Below are 17713 nucleotides of genomic sequence, written 5' to 3'. Positions count from 1 at the left end.
CGTTGCATGAACTTGGAACAACTGCTGGAACGCGCGGGTGTCGCGCGAGAAAAGGCTTATGCGCCTTATTCGAAATTCAAGGTCGGCGCCGCGCTGCTGACCAAAGATGGCAAAGTGTTCGACGGCTGCAACGTCGAGAATGCATCGTACGGACTGTGCAATTGCGCTGAGCGTACGGCCTTTTTCAGCGCCATTGCCGCGGGCTATCAGCGCGACCAGTTCGCCGCGCTTGCCGTGATTGGCGATACGGATGGCCCGATCGCCCCATGTGGCGCGTGCCGTCAGGTGATCATCGAACTGGGTGGCCCGGAATTGCCGATCCGCCTCGGCAATCTGCATGGCGCTACGCGCGACACTACTGCGCGCGAACAATTGCCGGACGCATTTTATCTATGAGCAGGCACAAGGTTATCTACGACACCGATCCTGGTGTGGACGATGCAATGGCGCTCGTTTTTCAGGCGCGGCATCCGGACATCGAATTGCTCGGTTTGACGAGCGTATTCGGCAATGCCACGATCGAAACCACCACGCGCAATGCGCGTTTCCTGGCAGGACGGTTCGCGCCGGGCGTGCCGGTCGCGCAGGGCGCGGCCGCACCGCTCAAGCGCGCAGCGCCTGAGCCGCTCGCCTGGATTCACGGCGACAACGGCCTTGGCAACATCGCGATCGAAGCCGGGTCTGAAGCCGGTCTTGAGGCCGCGCTCGACGCACGTTCCGCGCACCGCTTCGTCATCGACACAGTGCGTGCGTATCCGGGCGAAGTCACGCTGATCGCCGTGGGCCCGCTCACGAACCTGGCATTGGCACTCGCCGAGGATCCGCAGATCGCCTCGCTCGTCAAGCAGGTGGTCATCATGGGTGGCGCGTTCGGCACAGCCGGCGTGCTCGGCAACGTGACCCCCGCCGCGGAGGCGAATATTCTGGGCGACCCTGACGCCGCGGACATTGTGCTCGGCGCACCGTGGCCGGTTGCGATCGTCGGGCTCGACGTCACGCAGCGCACCATCATGAGCCAGGACTATCTGGCGTCGCTTCGCGATCGCGGCGGTGCAGCAGGGCAGTTCGTGTGGGACGTTTCGCGGCACTACGAGGCCTTTCACGAGCAAAGCGCGCAACTCAAGGGCATTTACGTACACGACTCGTCGGCGGTCACTTACGTGTTGGCGCCGCATCTTTATACGACTCGCAGCGGTCCCGTACGTGTGCTGACGGACGGCATCGCGGTGGGTCAAACTATCCAGAAGCCTTCTACGATGCCGGTGCCCGCGCCGGACTGGGACAACCGGCCCGAATGCACAGTCTGCATTGACGTGGATGTGCCCGGAATGCTTGCGCTTTATGAACGCACCATCTGCGGCACGCTATAGGGTAATTGTGCAATGCCACCGCGACTTGTTCAGCGGGCCTCGTCGCCGTGCTTTCTGTTACGCAGGCTGAGGCGCGTGGTGGACGGCTGGCGGCCCGCAGATTGATCTGATGTAAGAACAACGCGGAAACAATGCACTCGCGGTGCGTTGCAGCAAACCGGCCCGGCATTGTGGCCGATGCGCATCGTCAATCTTTGCTACATTTCTGCAGACGTGCTGCTTATGCGGTCCTTGAAGCCTTTGCTTATCGACCCGGCGTATGTGACCCAAATCTATCAAGAGGCCAAAGATGCGAATTTTAGTAGTAGGGGCGGGCGCTGTGGGCGGCTATTTCGGTGGACGTCTCGCAGCGGCGGGCCAGGACGTGACCTTCCTGGTACGCCCCGGCCGTGCGGAAAAGCTCGAACGTGACGGTCTTATCATCAACAGCGCGCGTGGCAATCTCACGTTGCGCGACGTCAAGACGATTCTCGCTGGCGTTGGCGCGGAGCCGTTCGACCTGGTGCTGCTCAGTTGCAAGGCCTACAGTCTCGACGACGCGATCGATTCGTTCGCACCGCTGGTCGGCGAATCGACGTTGATTCTGCCGATGCTCAACGGCATGCGCCATATCGACGTGCTCAAGGAAAAATTTGGTGCGTCACGCGTACTGGGCGGTCAATGTGTGATCGCCGCGACGCTCAGCCCCGAGCAGCACATCATGCATCTGAACGAAACGCATGCCATCACTTTCGGTGAACTGGACGGCGGCACCTCGGAGCGCGTCCAGGCGATCGCAGACGCCATGGCAGAGGCGAATTTCGATGCGGTGATCAGCGACAACATCCTGCTGCGCATGTGGGAAAAGTGGGTGTTCCTGGCCACATTGGCGGCCGGTACGTGCTTGATGCGCGGCTCGGTCGGCGATATTCTGGCTGCGCCGGATGGCAAACGCATTATCGAAAATCTGCTCGGCGAGTGCCGTGGGGTCGCCGAGCACAACGGCTTTACCATGGGCCCGGATTTCGACGCTCGCGCTACCCAAACGCTTTTTACGCCTTCACCGCTTACGGCTTCGATGCTGCGCGACGTCGAAAACCACTCGCATACCGAGGCAGATCACATCCTCGGCGATCTGATTTCGCGCGGCGGCGATGCGCAGAAGGGCGAGCACGGCTTGTCATTGCTGCGTATCGCCTATAGTCATCTGAAGACGTATGAGGCGAGGCAGACCCGTACGTCCTGAATGACGGAGCGTCCGGCGACGCGGATAGCCACAGCAGTCCAAAGATCGGAGGTGCCGCATGCCGAGTCCAACCGGATCCGTACCCGCGCTCAGCGCGGCCTCGGCAACGATCTTCTCGATTGGTATCGTCTTTCTCGGCTACTGGGGCTTGTACGATCAGACGAAATGGCATGTCTCCGACGTCTTTGTCTTCATGTTTGCAATGATCGGCTTCGGTTGCCTCGGCCTCGTGCCGTGGATGGCGACCAGCCCGGTCGAGCCGGACACCAGCGATTCCCGTGTCCGTATTGCACGGCACATGTTTCTTGTCGGCGTCCTGTCGATCTGGCTCGGGGTGGCGATTTCGGTGATTTTCTGATTAACGCTCGATCTGCCTGTTCCAGCGCGTATCCCACTGCGCGCGGTGCGCATTGATCGTGTCCCAGTCCACCACGGTCACCTTCTTCACCAGATCGTCGACGTTGCCGAGGCTCTGCTGCATCGGCGGCGTCATCTTCGCGAGACGGTTGGTCGGAATCTGCTTGCCGGCCTCGGCGGCTTTAGTCTGAGCCGGTGCGGAAAGCAGGAACTGCGCGAGTTTCTGCGCCAATTGCGGATCGGGGTTGTTGTTGACCACGCACAGATCGACCAGCAGCAACACCGGACCTTCCTTCGGACTCACGTAACCGACCGGAATGCCCTTGTCCTGCAGATCGCTTACGGCAGTCGGCGTCAGCGGGAACAGGCCCGCTTCGCCGGTCTGGACCATTTCGGAAATCTTTGCGGAGTTCGGCACGTACTCCACCACGTTCGGGCCAACCGTCGTGGCCCATTTCGTGAAGCCCGGTTCGACGTTCTGCTCGCTGCCGCCCATCAAACGGTTGATTGCCAGAAAGCCATGCAGGCCGAAGGTGCTGCTCGACGCGGACTGAAACACCACTTTGCCCTTGTACTTCGGATCGGCAAAGTCCATCCACGAAGTCGGCGGCGCCCAGCCTTTTTCAGCGAACAGCTTCTTGTTGTAGGCAATGCCGGTCATACCGAGTTGCACACCCGCGCCCATGTCGTCCTTCATGCGCGCGAACGGATAGAGTTCCTTGAGCACCGGCGAGTCGTCGAGCTTTTTGCACACGCCCATGCTGACCGCGCGCGCCATCACACCGTCGTCAAGAAACACCACGTGGATTTGCGGATTGGCCTTGTTGGCCAGCAGCTTGGCGAGAATGTCCGACGAAGTGCCGGGCACCACAACCACTTTTACGTTGTTGGTTTTTTCGAAATCGGGCAAGACCTGGCTGGTATAGGCTTTTTCCATCGGACCGCCGTTCATGCCGATATAAATGGTCTTGGTCTCCGACCATGCCGGCGCGGCTGCACCGAATGCGCATAATGCGGCCAGCGCCGCGATCGTCTTGAACAGTTTCATTGAGAGGCTCCTGAGTTTCACTAAACGATAACGAGGCGATGACTGGGCGACACACAAAGCAATAAGCGATAACGAGCGGGTAACTAGGCGACGGATGGTGCAGCAACGGCAGCGAAGCGATTGATCGAAAAAGCGTCGAGCGGTGTGGTGGTGGCGCCGTCGATCACGAGATCCGCGAGTATTTCGCCGACACCTGGCGCCAGCAGAAAGCCGCCGCCCGAAAAGCCGAACGCGTGCAGCAGACGCGGCGTCGTGCGGCTCGCACCGATGATCGGATTGCTGTCCGGGGTTTCGCCTTCCACGCCGCTCCATGTGCGGATCAGCAGTGCCTCGCGCAACGCGGGCAGCAGGGCGCACGCATCGCGCATCACGGTGCGAGTGGTTTCCGTCGACGGTTGACCGTATTCGCCGTCGCCGTGTCCCCGTCCGCCGCCGATCACGCAATTGCCGCGCGCCACTTGCCGCGCGTAAATGCCGCCGCCGTACACGCCGAGGTTGTGCGTGATGAAAAGCGGAAGCGGCTCGGTGACCCACATGTTCGGGTAGATCGGTTTCATCGGCGCGGTTTCGCCGAAGTAACCGGCGACCGTATTCGCCCATGCGCCCGCGGAATTGATCAGCCAGTCGGCGCTGATGCGCGTGTCGCCGGCCCGTAGCTGGAAGCGCGTGCCATCATGATGGATTTCGGTCAACTCGGTCTGCTCGTGCACGTCCGCGCCTGCGGCTCGCGCGGCACGTGCGAACGCCGGTGAGACCAGACGCGGATTCGCGTGACCGTCGGTCGCACAAAGCGAGCCGCCGACCGCTGCAGCGCCCAGCCACGGATAGCGTTGCCGGAACGTGGCGCCGCTGATCAACTGCGCTTGCAATCCCTGGCCGCGCGCCATGTCCGCCCATGCTTCGAGCGCAGCAATATCGGCTTCGCTGCGGGCGAGCCGTAAATGTCCCGACACGATGAACTCACCGTCGATGCCGATCAGCTCCGGCAAGCGATCCCAGATGCGCCGTGCACGCATGGCAAGCGGCATCTGTTCAGCCGGCCGTCCCTGAACGCGCACGCCACCGTAATTCACACCGCTTGCCTGCGCGCCGCAATAGCGCCGCTCGAACAGGCCCACGCGCACGCCGCGCCGGGCCAGCGCCAACGCTGCCGATGAACCGACCAACCCGCCGCCCGCAATCGCGACGTCGTAGTGCAGCGTGTCACTCATCTCGCGCCTCCTCGGGAATGTTGACGACACCGTCGGCAACCATCGCGGGCGATAGCGGAATCGGTTTGACAGGCGGCTGGCTGCGCAAGCGGCCTACGGCGTCGAGGGGTTTGCCGGTTTCTTCCGCAAGCAGCGTCAATGCGGCTTCGCCACACATGCGCCCCTGGCAACGGCCCATACCGACACGCGTCAGCGCTTTCAGGCGATTGATCTCGTTCGCTTCGCCACCGCGGATGCAGCGCCGCAAGGTGCCCGCGTCGACTTCCTCGCAGCGGCACACGGTCATGTCGTCGGGCCATTGCGCCGCGCATTTTGCCGGCGGCGCGAATGCTGCTTCGATACCTTGGCGAAATACGGCGATACGTTGCAGGCTGCGGTCGAGGGAAGCCGCATCGCGCATGCCGGGGCCATGTGGGTGCGCGATACCGAGGTCGTCGAGTAGCGCCAACGCCGTGCGGCGGCCGGCGAGTTCGGCGGCGTCGGCGCCGGCTATGCCCGCACCGTCGCCCGCCAGGTAGATGCCGCTCACCGAGCTGCGGCCGGCGGCGTCGAGTTCGGGTAGCCAGCAACGATTGTGGGCATCGAAATGAAAGCGGCACCCGGCGAGATCGGCGAGCTGGGTTTCAGGTTTCAGGCCGAAACTGATGCCGACGGCGTCACACGCGATGGTTTCGGTTTTCGAGCCTTCGGCTGAAGAACGCCATTCAATGGCACTCACGCCTTGTTCGCCACGAATGCCGATCAGGATCGCATCGCGTTCGATCCGCACGCCGCGCAATTTCAGCCAGCCGACGTAATAGAGCCCTTTGGCGAACGTAGCCGGTTGGCGTGCGAGTTTCGGCGCAGCGGCTATCTGCTGCGACAGCGGACTCGTGTCGAGTACCGCCACCACCTGTGCGCCGGCTTTCACGTACTGATAGGCCACGAGATAGAGTAGCGGCCCAGTGCCGGCCAGTACCACGCGCTGACCGATTGCACAGCCCTGCGCCTTCAAAGCGACCTGCGCGCCGCCTAGCGTGTAGACGCCGGGTAACGTCCAGCCTGGCACCGGCAACACGCGATCGGTGGCGCCGCTCGCGATGATCAGATGCGAAAACGGCACGCCGATTTCGCGCCCCGCGTGCAGCGTATCGAGCCGGCCAGGTTCACACGCCCAAGCCAGCGTGTCGGGGCGATAGTCGAGGTGTGAAAGAAGCGCGGCCATCGTCGTATGCAACGCGTCGGCTTTGTGCGCTTCGAAGCCGTAGAGCGTTTTCTTCGAACGCTGGAATGCGCCGCTCGCGGGCGGTTGACGATAAATCTGTCCACCCCAGCGGGCGTTTTCATCCAGCACGATGGGCCTGACGCCTGCCGCCACGAGTGTTTCGGCGGCGCGCACGCCAGCCGGTCCCGCACCGACGATCACCACGCGGTGTTCGTTGCTCATTGCAGGTCTCCGTTTGCAGCCGAGGTTGAGGCAGCAGAGTCGGAGTCAGAAGTAACGACAGCGACCGAGGCAACTTTGGCGAGCCGCGTGATCACGCGCATGCCTTGCGTCACAAGCGTCGAGCACGCGCGCACACGCAACCCGTCTTCGGTACGCATCCAGCAGTCCTGGCAGGCACCGATCAGGCAGAAGCCGGCACGCGGCGCGCCGCTGAATTCGCTTTCGCGCACGCGCCGTTGCTGCATTAATACGGCAGTCAGCAACGTGTCGCCTTGCAAGGCGGGGACTTCGTAACCGTCGATAAAAAAACTGAGCGGTTCACGCTGCGTTTCCGCGAGGCGAACGAATTGCGCATCACGCTTCGGCGCGGCGGGTTCGGAAGACGGTAAATTCGACGGCGTGTGAGGGAGGGCAGTAGAAGACATCAGTGCTGGCCGATCAGAATCCGGTTGAGCCCATACACGCGATCGAGCAGCAGCATTGCGCCTGCGGTGATGAAGATCACCAGCGCGGAGACGGACGCCATCATCGGATCGATCGATTCGGTCGCGTACATATACATGCGTACCGGCAGCGTGACGGTTTGCGGCGAGGTGACGAAGATCGACATCGTCAGTTCGTCGAAGCTATTGATGAAAGCAAGCAGCCAGCCGCCGGTAATGCCCGGCAGAATCATCGGGAAGGTGATGCGACGAAACGTGGTCCATGCATCCGCGCCGAGCGAGTGCGCCGCATGTTCGACGCTGCGGTCCAGCCCGCTGACCGAGGCCAGCACGAGCCGCATGACGAACGGCGTGATGATGATCATGTGCGCGAGCACGAGCCATGCGAACGAGCCCGTTGCGCCGATCAACGCGAAGAAGCGCAGCAGTGCGATGCCGAGCACGAGGCCGGGAATCACCAACGGCGAAAGCAGCAAACCGTTGAGGAAGCCGCGGCCCGGAAAGCGTGCACGACCGATGGCCAACGCGGCAGGCAAAGCGACGATCAAAGACAGCGTTGCAGAGGCGAACGCCAGCTTCAGGCTGTTGAAGAACGCCGAGATGAAGTCAGGGTAATCGAGGATCGCGCGGAACCAGCGCAGCGATACACCGTGTGTGGGCAGTGTGAGCGTTTCGTCGGGCGTGAAGGCGACCAGCACCACGATCACGAGCGGCGCGAGCACGAACGCAATAACGAGTGTGTGGAAAATCAGCGCAATAGGGCCGTTTTTTCTCATGATGATCTTACTTAGTGAGGCCGATGAATGAGCCGACGCATTACCCGAGGCTTCTGGTGTATTTGCGTTCCAGAACCCGGTAGTAAGTGAGCATCACGATCAGATTCGCGACCAGCAACAGGAGCGCGATGGTCGCGCCGAGCGGCCAGTTCAGCGAGCCGAGGAACTCGTCATAGACGGCGGTGGCGGCAACTTTCAGGCGCCGTCCGCCGAGCAGCCCGGGAATCGCAAACGCGCTCGCCGACAGACCGAACACCATCAGGCTGCCCGACAGAATGCCCGGCGTGAGTTGCGGCAACACGATGCGGCGCAAGGTCGTGGCGGGTGATGCCATCAATGAAAGCGCGGCGTTTTCCGTTTGCGGGTCGAGCTTCTGCAACGCGGTCCACACCGGAATCACCATGAACGGCAGCATCACATGCACCAGTGCAATGACGATGGCGAAGGTGGTGTATTCGAGCTTGTACGGTCCGAGCCCGACGAGGCCGAACGCCTGATTCACGAGACCGTTGCTGTTGAGCAGCATGCTCCAGCCGAATGCGCGCACCACAACCGAGACCAGCAGCGGCGCGAGAATGATCAGCAGGAACATTGAGCGATACGGATCGCGCATGCGCGACAGCACGTACGCTTCGGGCGTGCCGATCACGATGCACAGCAGAGTGGTCAGAAAGGCGATGCCAAAGGTGCGCAGGAAGATCGTGTGGAAATACGACGATTTCAGCACTTCCGCATAGTTGCCGAACTGGAATGCGACGAGCGGGCCGCTCGACGGATCGAAGCGGTAGAAAGTCAACACCAGCGTCATCACAAGCGGCACCAGTACGAGCGTGGCAAACAGCAGGAAAGCCGGCGCGCACATCAGCCACAAGGGCAAAAACGCGTGCCACGGCGCGCGGCGCGCATTGCCGGTCTTCATGCTGTTGTTGTTCGAAGCGGGCAGCGTACTAGCCATGAAGCGCATCCCGTTGAATGAAGCGGATCGCTTCGCTGTTCCAGTCGACACCGACCGTAGCGCCTTCCGGCAGCGGCTCGGTGCCTTCGTTCTGGCAGCACACCAGCACTTCGCCGAGCCGGCTGTCCATGCGGTACAGCCATTGGCTGCCGAGGAAGAAGCGGCTTGTCACAGTGGCCGCGAGACGTCCCGTGTCCGGCGCGCACAGGCGCAGCTTTTCAGGGCGAATGCACAACGTCACAGCATCGCCGACGCCGATCACACGTTCGCGCATCGGCAGTTGCGCGGTGTGGCCGGTTTCGGCGAGGTCGTGTCCCAGGTCGATGCGGATCGCGTCGCCGTTGCGTGCCACCACCGTGCCCGCCAGCATGTTTGCCTTGCCGATGAACTGCGAGACGAATCTGTTTTCAGGTCGCTCGTAAGCTTCATACGGCGTATCGATCTGCGTAATACGGCCTGCTTCCATCACCACCACGCGGTCACTGATCGACAGCGCCTCCGACTGGTCGTGCGTGACCATGATGGTGGTCGTACCGATTTTGCGTTGAATAGTGCGCAGTTCGAACTGCATGTCTTCGCGCAGCTTGGCGTCGAGGTTCGACATGGGTTCGTCGAGCAGCAACACGGGCGGCGCGATCACGATCGCGCGGGCAAGTGCCACGCGCTGCCGCTGACCGCCGGACAACTCGCGCGGAAAGCGGTGCGCGAGCGTATCGAGCCGCACCAGCGCCAGCGCTTCGCGCACACGCTCCTTGCGCTCGGCCTTGTCGATGTTGCGCATCTCGAGCCCGAAGCCGACGTTGTCCGCGACGCTCATATGCGGAAACAGCGCGTAGCTCTGGAATACGATGCCGAGGCCGCGCCTGTTCGGCTTCATGTGCGTGATGTCGTGGCCGTCGAGCGTGATACGCCCGCGTGTCGTTTCGACAAAACCCGCGATCATCTGCAACGTGGTGGTCTTGCCGCAGCCGGACGGCCCAAGCAGCGAAACGAACTCGCCTTTTTCCACCGACAGGTTCACGTCGGCGACTGCCTGCAAATCGCCGAACGATTTCGCTACGTCAGTGAGTGTGAGGAACGACATGATCTGGCCTCTGGATGGTTCGACACCGGTTCAATCGGCTACTGCTTCGATGGAGCCGACTCTATCCAGCCAAATTACATCGCGTCAATTTCAAATTCCGTTTGGTGGTATAAGTTTTTAAAAAATTCCGTTAAATGGAATATATGGAGCGATGCGTACGCGAACTATTCCGCTGTATGACGTCCGGAAAATCCCTGTGACTCGGCGAAAATTGCGAATGGAACGAACGTGCCGGTATTATTCCATCCAGGGATAAAACCCTCTATAGTGTTCCGGTCAATGAAATAATTCGGAGCGCTGGAGATGAATGCTGCCGCCAAACGAGATGTCGATTCCGAACTGGTCGAAACGGGCAGTGCGCCAGGCCCCGGGATGCTGGAGCGCGCCTTCGCTGTGATCCGTGCGTTATCCGAGGCGCAGCCCGACGGCGGCCGCGTCACGCGTCTCGCGAAAGCGGTGGGGCTGACGCAAGGCACGGTGCACCGCATTCTTCACGCGTTGATCGCGGAAGGCATCGTCGAACAGGACGAAAATTCGAAGCTGTATCGGCTGAGCGTGGATTTCTTTGCGCTTGCCGCGCAGGCCGGCAACCCGAGCGGCATGCGCACGCTGTGCCGCCCCGCGTTGCTGCGCTTGTGCGCGAGTCTTGGCGATACGATTTTCCTGCTGGTCAAAAGCAGCTTCGACGCGGTGTGTCTCGACATCTGCGAAGGGCCGTTTCCGATTCGTTCGTTCACCGGCGATATCGGCGGGCGCGTGGCATTGGGTGTCGGTCAGGGGAGCCTGGCGATTCTTGCGTTCCTGCCGGAAGCGGAGCGCGAAGAGATCATTCGCTTTAACGTGCCGCGAATTCGCGGCTATGGTGTGCTCGACGAAGTGTATTTGCGCACCGAGATCGAACGCGTGCGCCAACTCGGTTACGCGGGGCGTAATAGCGGTGTGCTCGACGGCATGGCGGGCGTGGCGGTGCCGATTCTGGATCGCACCGGCGTCGCGGTGGCTGCGTTGAGCGTCGGCACGCTGGCGGCGCGACTCGGCGACGATCGTTTGCCAATGGTGGTCGAATTGCTGCGGCGCCAGGCCGATGCGATCGGCCCGCAAACCAACCCGTTCGATGTCGCGTTGCGCCGGCCGATGCATGGTTTGTCGCGTGCGATGACCACTGAGCGGATCACGGGATAAGGGGACGGAGATGGAAGAAACCGGAACGGCTGTGCGCAAGGCAATTGAAGCTGACCTGGACGGGATTCTGGAGCTTCAGGCCGACAATCAGATTGAACGTGGCGGTGCGTTGTCCGCCAGCCTGCCACGCGAGCGGGTGGCTGAGATGATGCGCGCCATGCCGCTTATCGTTGCACACAGTGAGGGCCGCATTACGGGTTTTCTGATGACGACCACGCGGGCGATGAACGGCGACCTGCCCATCGTGCAGGCGATGTTCGCTGCGTATCACGGCACGACCGAGGCCTATGTGTACGGCCCGATCTGCGTCAGTGCGCAGGCGCGTGGCAAGGGGCTCGCGCAGCTTATGTTCGCTGAATTGCGGCGTCTGGAACCGGGGCGTGAGGGCATTCTCTTCATACGGCGCGACAATGAAGCATCGCTTCGCGCGCATGTGCGGATGGGAATGCGCGAGGTCGCCGAATTCCGTTTCAACGGGTTTGAGTTCGTGGTTTTCTCATACACCGGATAAGGCGCATATTCGCGGTGGCCGCGTGAGCGTCTGCAAGCCATAGCGTGTTTTCAGGTGTGCGGGGCTTACTCCGATCGATACGCCCGGATCGGGTTTGCGGTGTGGCTGCTCGCCGGGCCGCGCAACCACGATGTCCAACTCGCGCCGCTACGGGCAACATGTACTTCGATGCTCACCAGCGATAGCCCACACCTGCACCGGCACCGACCGAGCCGCGCGTGTTGGTCGTGACCGAGCCCTTGACCATCCATTTTTGCGTGGCGGTCGAGAGGCCGACTGCCATCGCTGACTGGCCGCCGAATGTGCCACCTGCGATCGACACGACCTTTTCACCCGCCAGCACGGCCTGCGGCAGATTCGCCATGGCCATCGCCGAAGCGGAACCGGCGTTCGCGTCCTTGCGATAGCCGTCAAGGTCCGAACGCAGCCCGTTGATCCGCGAGTCGGTGTAGGCGTTCGCCTGCTGCACGCCCGATGCAACGGCGCTATTCACCTGACCGACGTTTGCTGCATCAGTGTCGGCTATCCCCGCCGCGACATTGGTTACCGTCTGGCCGCCGGCATCAAGGCGTCCTGGGGCGATCTGCTGATTGTCCTCTGCGCCGGGTGACGGACCGATATTGCCCGGCACGCCTTCGAGCGCGTCGACACGCGAGCTGAGCTGGAATAACTGGCTGCCGTTCACGGCGTCCGTGCTGTCCGCTGCGATGCGTCCGGCCGCGACGTTGGTCAGCGCTACTGCCGACGCCGCACCGATCCCGCCCAGCGTGACCGACGTGCGGTTCGAGCTAGCGTCATAGACCAGTGCGTCGAGCGTCGCGCCGTCATCGCCCACGAGTCCGGCCAGTTTGAGCTGACGCACGTTCACGGCGTCGGTGTCGTTCGTGCCGTCGGCGACGTTGACGATCTGGCGTTCCGCGCCGGGCGCGCCGACCGTTACCACGTTGGCCCGGGCAGTACCCGAATTCGCACCGAGCGCCACCGAATTCACACCCATCACCTGTGCGCCGGCGCCGAGCGCGAGCGTATTGGTATTACCGGCCAGTGCACCTTCTCCAACTGCCGTCGCGCTGCTGATGGCGACCGATCCCGCACCTATCGCAACGGAATGCAGATTCGCTTGCGCGCCCGACCCGACGGCGATCGAGTTCACGTTCTCCGCCTTTGCACCATGCCCCACGGCGACACCCTCCTGTGAGGCTGCCGCATTGCTGCCAACGGCGACCGCATTCGGGTACAGTGCGCCCGCGCCGCTGCCGATAGCGACACCGTTGGCGAATTTCGCGTTGGCGCTTGTGCCGATCGCAATAGCGCCGTCGCCCGAGGCGATCGCGTCATCGGTGCCGTCGTTCTTGCCGTTGACCTTGAAATAGGGCGCCGTGTCGCTTATCGACGCCGACAGCGTTGTCAGGCTGCGGGCGACCGTGCCGGGTGCCTGTTCGTCGTCGAGCCTGGCGGTGTTCACGGCGTCGCCGTCGATAGTGGTCGCAGAAGTATCCGCATGAGCCACGCCAGCCATGCCGAAGCTGGCCGCGGCCGCGCCGCTGGCGATCAGGATTGCCAGCGGCCGGCGCGACACGCCTTTGCGGCGTCCTTTCGCAAGTTCGGATACGGCGTTCCATGTGCTGGTGACGGCGCTCCAGATAACGCGATATGTCGTGTTCATGTCGGCTCCTGTTCGTATATGTGAAATCAACAGGAGCCAATGTATTTTTTTAGCGTACCTTGGAACATCTGACTGGTACAGCTAGCGTATCTGACAAGTACGAATGTGCGATGAATCAACGAAGGGCGGATAGCCGGCTACGTGTGCGTCACCGCAGTACTGGCAGGCAGATGATCGGCGCTGGGGTCGATACAGGAACGGACGGCGGGCGCGGATCAGTCCGGGAATAAAGTGCGCGTCTGCGCTTCGAGATCGTCCAGCGCGGCGCGCACGTCAGTCCGTTTGTCCGCATCGTCCTGCGTTATCAACGTTTCCAGTGCGGCCCATTGTTGCGCCAGCGAGGAATGACCGAACACCCCAAATGTCCCCTTCATCGAGTGCAGTTCCGCGAGCAGCTTCGGTTTGTCGCCGTCTTCGTATGCCTGACGTATCGTCCGAAGTGATTCTATCGACGAAGCCTTGAACGAGTCGTGCAACGCCGCGGGAATCGGCTTCGTGCCCAACACCGCGTCCGGGCCATCGCCGGGCTCGACCACCGCCTGTCCCGCACGTGCCACGCGGGCCAGGCAGTCGTACAGTTGCTGCAAGGACAACGGCTTGATCAGGACCGCCGACATTCCGGCTGCGTGAGCGCGAGCCAGCTCGTTCGTAGTCGCGTGCGCGGTTACCGCGATAACGGGTAACGACGGCCAGCGTTGGCGCACCGTATCGGCGAGTTCGTAACCGCTCATTCCTGGCATGTTGAGGTCGGTCAGCAGGACATCCCATTTGTCACTCGATAGCGCATCCAATGCTTCGTCGCCGCTGCGAGCGACATAGGCGTCGCAGCCGAGTGTCTCGAGTTGTTCGGCAAAGAGTTTCCGGTTGACTGTGTTGTCTTCGGCAACCAGCACCCGGAGGCGAGGGCCGTTGCGAGGCAGAGCTTCACCCATGGTGTGGGCTTCTGGTTCGCCGGTGGCAACGAATGGCGCTTCGTTCAGCACGGCCTGGCGCAACGCGTCCTGAATGCCTTTCAACGAGTAGCACGAAACACTGAAAATCCGGCTCATACGTACCGGGCGAGCGGGGCCATCGTAGCGGCAGTCGACTATGCGGGAAGCTTCTTCGACCAGACGATTTTCTTCCTCGGGATGCCAGTTGTCATGGTCCCCGCAGATGACCAGAACATCGGCGGCGGCGAGCATTTCGACATCGACGAGCGCGGGATGTGTGAACACGTGGGTGCGCAGGCCCCATGCTTCGAGATGCGGAATCGCCCAATCGCGCCATGCGTCATTCGACGCGAGGAAAATAGCGCGTTGCCCACTGAAGATCCGCTTGTCTGGCGCGACGGGAATCCTGGCGGCAAGCGGCAGCCGTACGGTAAACCGGCTGCCGTCGTGCAACTTGCTTTCGACGCTTATTTCGCCGCGCATCGCCCCGACTAGGCGCCGGCATAGCGCGAGTCCCAATCCCGTGCCACCGAAGCGCCGGTTGATCGATGCATCCGCCTGCGTGAACGCCTGAAAGATCCCGTCCAGTTGATCGCGGGACAGACCGATCCCGGTATCCTCCACGGCGATCGCAATGGCCGGTTCGCCATCAGGCCCGGGTTCGACGCACAGGAGCAGCGTAACCGTACCCGCAGGCGTGAACTTGATCGCGTTGCCCAGCAGGTTGTGAAGGACCTGTCCGAGGCGCGTAGGGTCGCCTCGCATCCACACGCTGCTTGCGGTGGTAAAGCGCGCGTGGAGATGGATGCCGCGCTCATGCGCGAGCGGCGCGAAGATCATGAGCGCACGCTCCGCGACGTCCACGACATCGAATTCGATGTCTTCGAGCGACATCTCACCGGCCTCGATCTTTGAGAAATCGAGAATGTCGCTGATGATCGTGAGCAATCCCGTCGACGACGTTCGCACCGTCGCAAGCCGGTCGCTCTGCGCGTCCGTGAGCGGCGAGCGCGCCAGCAACTCAAGGTTGCCGAGAATCGCGTTCAACGGTGTGCGGATCTCGTGGCTCATGGCGGCGAGAAACGAGGATTTCGCAGCGTTCGCGGCATCGGCCGCCTGCTTTGCGGCTAGTAATTGCTGTTCGAGCCGGTGTTTTTCGGTAACGTCGGAGAAAGCGGCGACGAGCACATCCGTGCCCTGATAGCGTGCCGGCGCGATGCTTAACGCAAGGTGTACCGTCTCGCCATCGCGCGTTTGCAGGCTCATGTCGTCACGCACGACGAGCGACGGCACGCTGGCGTCAGCGCCCCTATCGCGGCTCGTGTCACGTACGGCGCGATTCAGCGCGTTGTGACGTTGGACGAATTCCGCCGACAGTGTTGGCGCGTCCACCGTCATGCGCGCGGCCATCTCCGCCATAACCGGACTACGCAGCAGGGGCTTGCCCGAGTGCTGCTCGATTAGCCCGAGGCCGACGGGCGCCGTGCCGATCAGCGTGCGGCTGAGATGCTCGCTGTCGAAGACGTGTTGCGAACGCTCGAAAACAGGCACGAAGACGCGCCTGTTGAACACGAGCAGCAGCGCCCACATCACCACGATGATCACAAGGGTAGTGATGGCCGATGTCCCCACCGGCAACGCGACGCCGGCGGCAATACTGCGCCATGAGTATACGTAGACGAGCGACCAGCCTGTGTCGGCGAGGCGGTCGCTGATCGTAAAGATGCCGTCTGCGTAATGCTCAGCCGGTCGTCCTGCTGAGACGCCCGCAACACGCGAATGCAGCGCGGCTTTCAGCATTGCCGCGGACGGTGCATCTCGCGACGCGGCGTCGATCAGTTGTCCGTCGGCAGACACGATCATGAATGCGCCGGTGAAGCGGTCCACCGACAACGGCGCAGTCAGTTCCCCCGGCGCATATTCGGTAACCAGTACCGCGAATGGTTTGCCGTGGTCGTACGCCGGCGCGGCGAGCCGAACGACGTGTTTACCGCTGAGCGGATTGACGAAAGGTGCGAGCCAGTGCACCGTGCGGCGGCTCGCAAACGGTTCCATTACGCGCTCGCGGCTCAGATCGCCGAAATCGATCCGTAGCGATTCCAGCAGGCCGCGCCGGTTCGCGAGCGCAGCCGCGACCTGGGCATCCCGTGGCGATGGCGCCGGAATGAAACCCGTGAGGTCGCTGGTGGTGCTGTAGTAGTAACCGGTCAGCGGGCGACCTCGCATCAGCGATCCGGCCATGCTGACGCGCGCCAGTTGGACTGCCAGTCCGAGATTGCGCGCGAGGTCGTCGGGGGACGCTGGCTGATCCGGGGTACCGACGAACAGATGCGGGCGCACTGCCGGCGAAGGCTGGATAATGAGTTCGCTGCCTTCGGCCTCGAAGCTGCTTATCAGCGCTTGCGATGCTCTATGGTTTTCTCCCCAAAGCAATTCCGCGCTGATCAAACCATTTCGAAACGACGCTTCACTGGCTTCTATTTCGCTTGTTACCAGACTCCGATCGACAAGATAAGCCTGCTGTTCAGCAGCAATATAACTTCGTACTGTCGAAACAAGATCTAGCGCGAATGCCAATAGCACGACAATCGTCACCACGATGCCGCCGCCGAACATCAGGAGGCGCTGATACCGGCGCAATTGGCCGAGCGCGCTGGCCGGTAATACCTGGGGTCTGGATTCGCGGGACACTGGCATACTGGTATCGAATCGGTGATCTGGAGGGGCGGCAGGTCAAAGATAATAAAGCCGCCCGCATGTGTGAGATTCGCCGTGTCCGGCTGGGACGTCTAAAGTCCCGTTCTCTTATACTGTTCCCCGATGATGCTGTCAAAAGATCCTGTTAAATGAACTCGACGAAAATCAGGCTGGTGCTTGCGGACGATCATCCGACCCTCATTGCTGGCATCCGGTATGCACTTGCGGATATTCCGACTATCGATATCGTCGGCACCGCACGGAATTCGACGGAGATTCTTGAACTACTGAGCCGCGTGCGGTGCGACATTCTCGTCACGGACTATGCGATGCCTGGGGGCGAGTATGGCGACGGTCTGACCTTGCTGTCATTCCTTCGCCGCCGCTTTTCCGACCTCAAGATAATCGTCTTCACGACGGTCGATAATCCGGCGATGATCCGGGAAATCACCCAGCTCGGAATCGCCTCGGTAGTCAATAAGGTCGATGATGCCGCGCATCTTGTTTCGGCGATTCATGCCGTATATGCAGGTGCGACCTACGTTTCACCTGCCGCAAACCGCGAGCCGCTCCAGAACCGCGTCCGGACGGCGAGTACACAGACGACAGTCAAACTGACGCCGCGTGAAGCGGAAGTCGTCCGGTTGTATGTCTCGGGCATGTCGGTCAATGAAATCGCCGATCAGTTGCATCGAACCAAACAGACCGTCAGTTCGCAGAAAAGCAGTGCGATGCGCAAGCTCGGCATTGAACGCGACGCGGATCTGTTTCGCTTCGCGTACGAAACGGGACTCGCCGCCGCGGCTGAGCCTAAGCCTACGTGAATGCGT

At 61.8% G+C, this 17713-nt stretch carries 16 protein-coding genes; 7 read left to right on the top strand and 9 right to left on the bottom strand.

The window, feature by feature from the left end; genetic code table 11:
* Positions 1–6 precede the first annotated feature (6 nt).
* The 4 genes from PQR40_RS18195 (at position 7) to PQR40_RS18180 (ending at position 2953) form a co-directional block, all read left to right on the top strand.
* Complete coding sequence (locus tag PQR40_RS18195) at positions 7–396, top strand: cytidine deaminase (protein WP_408337208.1); 390 nt, start codon at positions 7–9, stop codon at positions 394–396.
* Positions 393–1370, top strand: coding sequence for a nucleoside hydrolase (locus PQR40_RS18190; protein WP_408228198.1), 978 nt, complete (start codon positions 393–395; stop codon positions 1368–1370). Before PQR40_RS18195 ends, PQR40_RS18190 begins: the two co-directional genes overlap by 4 nt.
* 289 nt (positions 1371–1659) lie before the next feature.
* The gene (gene panE / locus PQR40_RS18185) at positions 1660–2595 is read left to right on the top strand and encodes a 2-dehydropantoate 2-reductase (protein ID WP_408509514.1); all 936 of its coding nucleotides are present in this window, start codon (positions 1660–1662) and stop codon (positions 2593–2595) included.
* 58 nt (positions 2596–2653) lie between these two features.
* Positions 2654–2953: a hypothetical protein gene (locus PQR40_RS18180; protein ID WP_408228192.1), complete on the top strand. Its 300-nt coding sequence runs from the start codon at positions 2654–2656 to the stop codon at positions 2951–2953.
* Here the strand turns inward: PQR40_RS18180 and PQR40_RS18175 are convergent, their stop codons facing one another.
* The 7 genes from PQR40_RS18175 to PQR40_RS18145 all read right to left on the bottom strand — a co-directional run bounded on the left by PQR40_RS18175 (position 2954) and on the right by PQR40_RS18145 (position 9895).
* A complete protein-coding gene (locus PQR40_RS18175) occupies positions 2954–4000 on the bottom strand; it encodes an ABC transporter substrate-binding protein (protein WP_408387881.1) in 1047 nt (348 codons plus the stop codon).
* Between the two features lie 83 nt (positions 4001–4083).
* The gene (locus PQR40_RS18170) at positions 4084–5211 is read right to left on the bottom strand and encodes an NAD(P)/FAD-dependent oxidoreductase (protein WP_408387879.1); all 1128 of its coding nucleotides are present in this window, start codon (positions 5209–5211) and stop codon (positions 4084–4086) included.
* The gene (locus PQR40_RS18165; RefSeq protein ID WP_408483965.1) at positions 5204–6637 is read right to left on the bottom strand and encodes an FAD/NAD(P)-dependent oxidoreductase; all 1434 of its coding nucleotides are present in this window, start codon (positions 6635–6637) and stop codon (positions 5204–5206) included. Before PQR40_RS18165 ends, PQR40_RS18170 begins: the two co-directional genes overlap by 8 nt.
* Positions 6634–7062: a (2Fe-2S)-binding protein gene (locus PQR40_RS18160; RefSeq protein ID WP_408228180.1), complete on the bottom strand. Its 429-nt coding sequence runs from the start codon at positions 7060–7062 to the stop codon at positions 6634–6636. The genes PQR40_RS18165 and PQR40_RS18160 overlap by 4 nt, the downstream gene beginning before the upstream one ends.
* Complete coding sequence (locus PQR40_RS18155) at positions 7062–7856, bottom strand: ABC transporter permease (RefSeq protein ID WP_120344644.1); 795 nt, start codon at positions 7854–7856, stop codon at positions 7062–7064. The genes PQR40_RS18160 and PQR40_RS18155 overlap by 1 nt, the downstream gene beginning before the upstream one ends.
* Before the next feature lie 40 nt (positions 7857–7896).
* Positions 7897–8811, bottom strand: a complete 915-nt coding sequence (locus PQR40_RS18150; protein WP_408228176.1) for an ABC transporter permease — start codon at positions 8809–8811, stop codon at positions 7897–7899.
* Positions 8804–9895 carry an ABC transporter ATP-binding protein gene (locus PQR40_RS18145; protein ID WP_408228173.1) on the bottom strand — a complete coding sequence of 364 codons (1092 nt, stop codon included), beginning with the start codon at positions 9893–9895 and terminating at the stop codon, positions 8804–8806. Before PQR40_RS18145 ends, PQR40_RS18150 begins: the two co-directional genes overlap by 8 nt.
* 303 nt (positions 9896–10198) lie before the next feature.
* Here PQR40_RS18145 and PQR40_RS18140 point away from each other — a divergent pair, with 303 nt between their 5' ends.
* Positions 10199–11077, top strand: a complete 879-nt coding sequence (locus PQR40_RS18140; RefSeq protein WP_408228170.1) for an IclR family transcriptional regulator — start codon at positions 10199–10201, stop codon at positions 11075–11077.
* Positions 11078–11087: 10 nt separating this feature from the next.
* Positions 11088–11588 carry a GNAT family N-acetyltransferase gene (locus tag PQR40_RS18135; protein WP_408228166.1) on the top strand — a complete coding sequence of 167 codons (501 nt, stop codon included), beginning with the start codon at positions 11088–11090 and terminating at the stop codon, positions 11586–11588.
* A gap of 172 nt (positions 11589–11760) precedes the next feature.
* On the opposite strand, the gene PQR40_RS18130 is transcribed toward PQR40_RS18135, so the two are convergent.
* Together PQR40_RS18130 and PQR40_RS18125 are read right to left on the bottom strand one after the other, a co-directional pair.
* The gene (locus PQR40_RS18130) at positions 11761–13254 is read right to left on the bottom strand and encodes a YadA-like family protein (RefSeq protein ID WP_408387875.1); all 1494 of its coding nucleotides are present in this window, start codon (positions 13252–13254) and stop codon (positions 11761–11763) included.
* A gap of 215 nt (positions 13255–13469) precedes the next feature.
* The gene (locus PQR40_RS18125; RefSeq protein WP_408387873.1) at positions 13470–16883 is read right to left on the bottom strand and encodes a hybrid sensor histidine kinase/response regulator; all 3414 of its coding nucleotides are present in this window, start codon (positions 16881–16883) and stop codon (positions 13470–13472) included.
* A gap of 149 nt (positions 16884–17032) precedes the next feature.
* Between PQR40_RS18125 and PQR40_RS18120 the strand changes: the two genes are divergently transcribed.
* On the top strand, positions 17033–17707 hold the full coding sequence (locus tag PQR40_RS18120; protein WP_408228157.1) for a response regulator: 675 nt from the start codon (positions 17033–17035) through the stop codon (positions 17705–17707).
* Positions 17708–17713: the final 6 nt, after the last annotated feature.

Origin of the sequence: Paraburkholderia sediminicola (assembly GCF_046026855.1) — a bacterium.
GTDB classification, from domain to species: domain Bacteria; phylum Pseudomonadota; class Gammaproteobacteria; order Burkholderiales; family Burkholderiaceae; genus Paraburkholderia; species Paraburkholderia sediminicola_A.
The sequence above is the reverse complement of the archived record's forward strand: the minus strand, read 5'-3'. Positions and strand labels throughout refer to the sequence as shown.

Excerpts from the sequence above, each read along its gene's own strand:
- PQR40_RS18145 (WP_408228173.1), bottom strand. The coding sequence starts at position 9,895 with ATGTCGTTCCTCACACTCACTGACGTAGCGAAATCGTTCGGCGATTTG.
- PQR40_RS18160 (WP_408228180.1), bottom strand. The coding sequence starts at position 7,062 with ATGTCTTCTACTGCCCTCCCTCACACGCCGTCGAATTTACCGTCTTCC.
- PQR40_RS18140 (WP_408228170.1), top strand. The coding sequence starts at position 10,199 with ATGAATGCTGCCGCCAAACGAGATGTCGATTCCGAACTGGTCGAAACG.
- PQR40_RS18120 (WP_408228157.1), top strand. The coding sequence starts at position 17,033 with ATGAACTCGACGAAAATCAGGCTGGTGCTTGCGGACGATCATCCGACC.
- PQR40_RS18135 (WP_408228166.1), top strand. The coding sequence starts at position 11,088 with ATGGAAGAAACCGGAACGGCTGTGCGCAAGGCAATTGAAGCTGACCTG.
- PQR40_RS18195 (WP_408337208.1), top strand. The coding sequence starts at position 7 with ATGAACTTGGAACAACTGCTGGAACGCGCGGGTGTCGCGCGAGAAAAG.
- PQR40_RS18165 (WP_408483965.1), bottom strand. The coding sequence starts at position 6,637 with ATGAGCAACGAACACCGCGTGGTGATCGTCGGTGCGGGACCGGCTGGC.
- PQR40_RS18125 (WP_408387873.1), bottom strand. The coding sequence starts at position 16,883 with ATGCCAGTGTCCCGCGAATCCAGACCCCAGGTATTACCGGCCAGCGCG.
- PQR40_RS18190 (WP_408228198.1), top strand. The coding sequence starts at position 393 with ATGAGCAGGCACAAGGTTATCTACGACACCGATCCTGGTGTGGACGAT.
- PQR40_RS18150 (WP_408228176.1), bottom strand. The coding sequence starts at position 8,811 with ATGGCTAGTACGCTGCCCGCTTCGAACAACAACAGCATGAAGACCGGC.
- PQR40_RS18155 (WP_120344644.1), bottom strand. The coding sequence starts at position 7,856 with ATGAGAAAAAACGGCCCTATTGCGCTGATTTTCCACACACTCGTTATT.
- PQR40_RS18180 (WP_408228192.1), top strand. The coding sequence starts at position 2,654 with ATGCCGAGTCCAACCGGATCCGTACCCGCGCTCAGCGCGGCCTCGGCA.
- PQR40_RS18170 (WP_408387879.1), bottom strand. The coding sequence starts at position 5,211 with ATGAGTGACACGCTGCACTACGACGTCGCGATTGCGGGCGGCGGGTTG.
- PQR40_RS18175 (WP_408387881.1), bottom strand. The coding sequence starts at position 4,000 with ATGAAACTGTTCAAGACGATCGCGGCGCTGGCCGCATTATGCGCATTC.
- panE (WP_408509514.1), top strand. The coding sequence starts at position 1,660 with ATGCGAATTTTAGTAGTAGGGGCGGGCGCTGTGGGCGGCTATTTCGGT.
- PQR40_RS18130 (WP_408387875.1), bottom strand. The coding sequence starts at position 13,254 with ATGAACACGACATATCGCGTTATCTGGAGCGCCGTCACCAGCACATGG.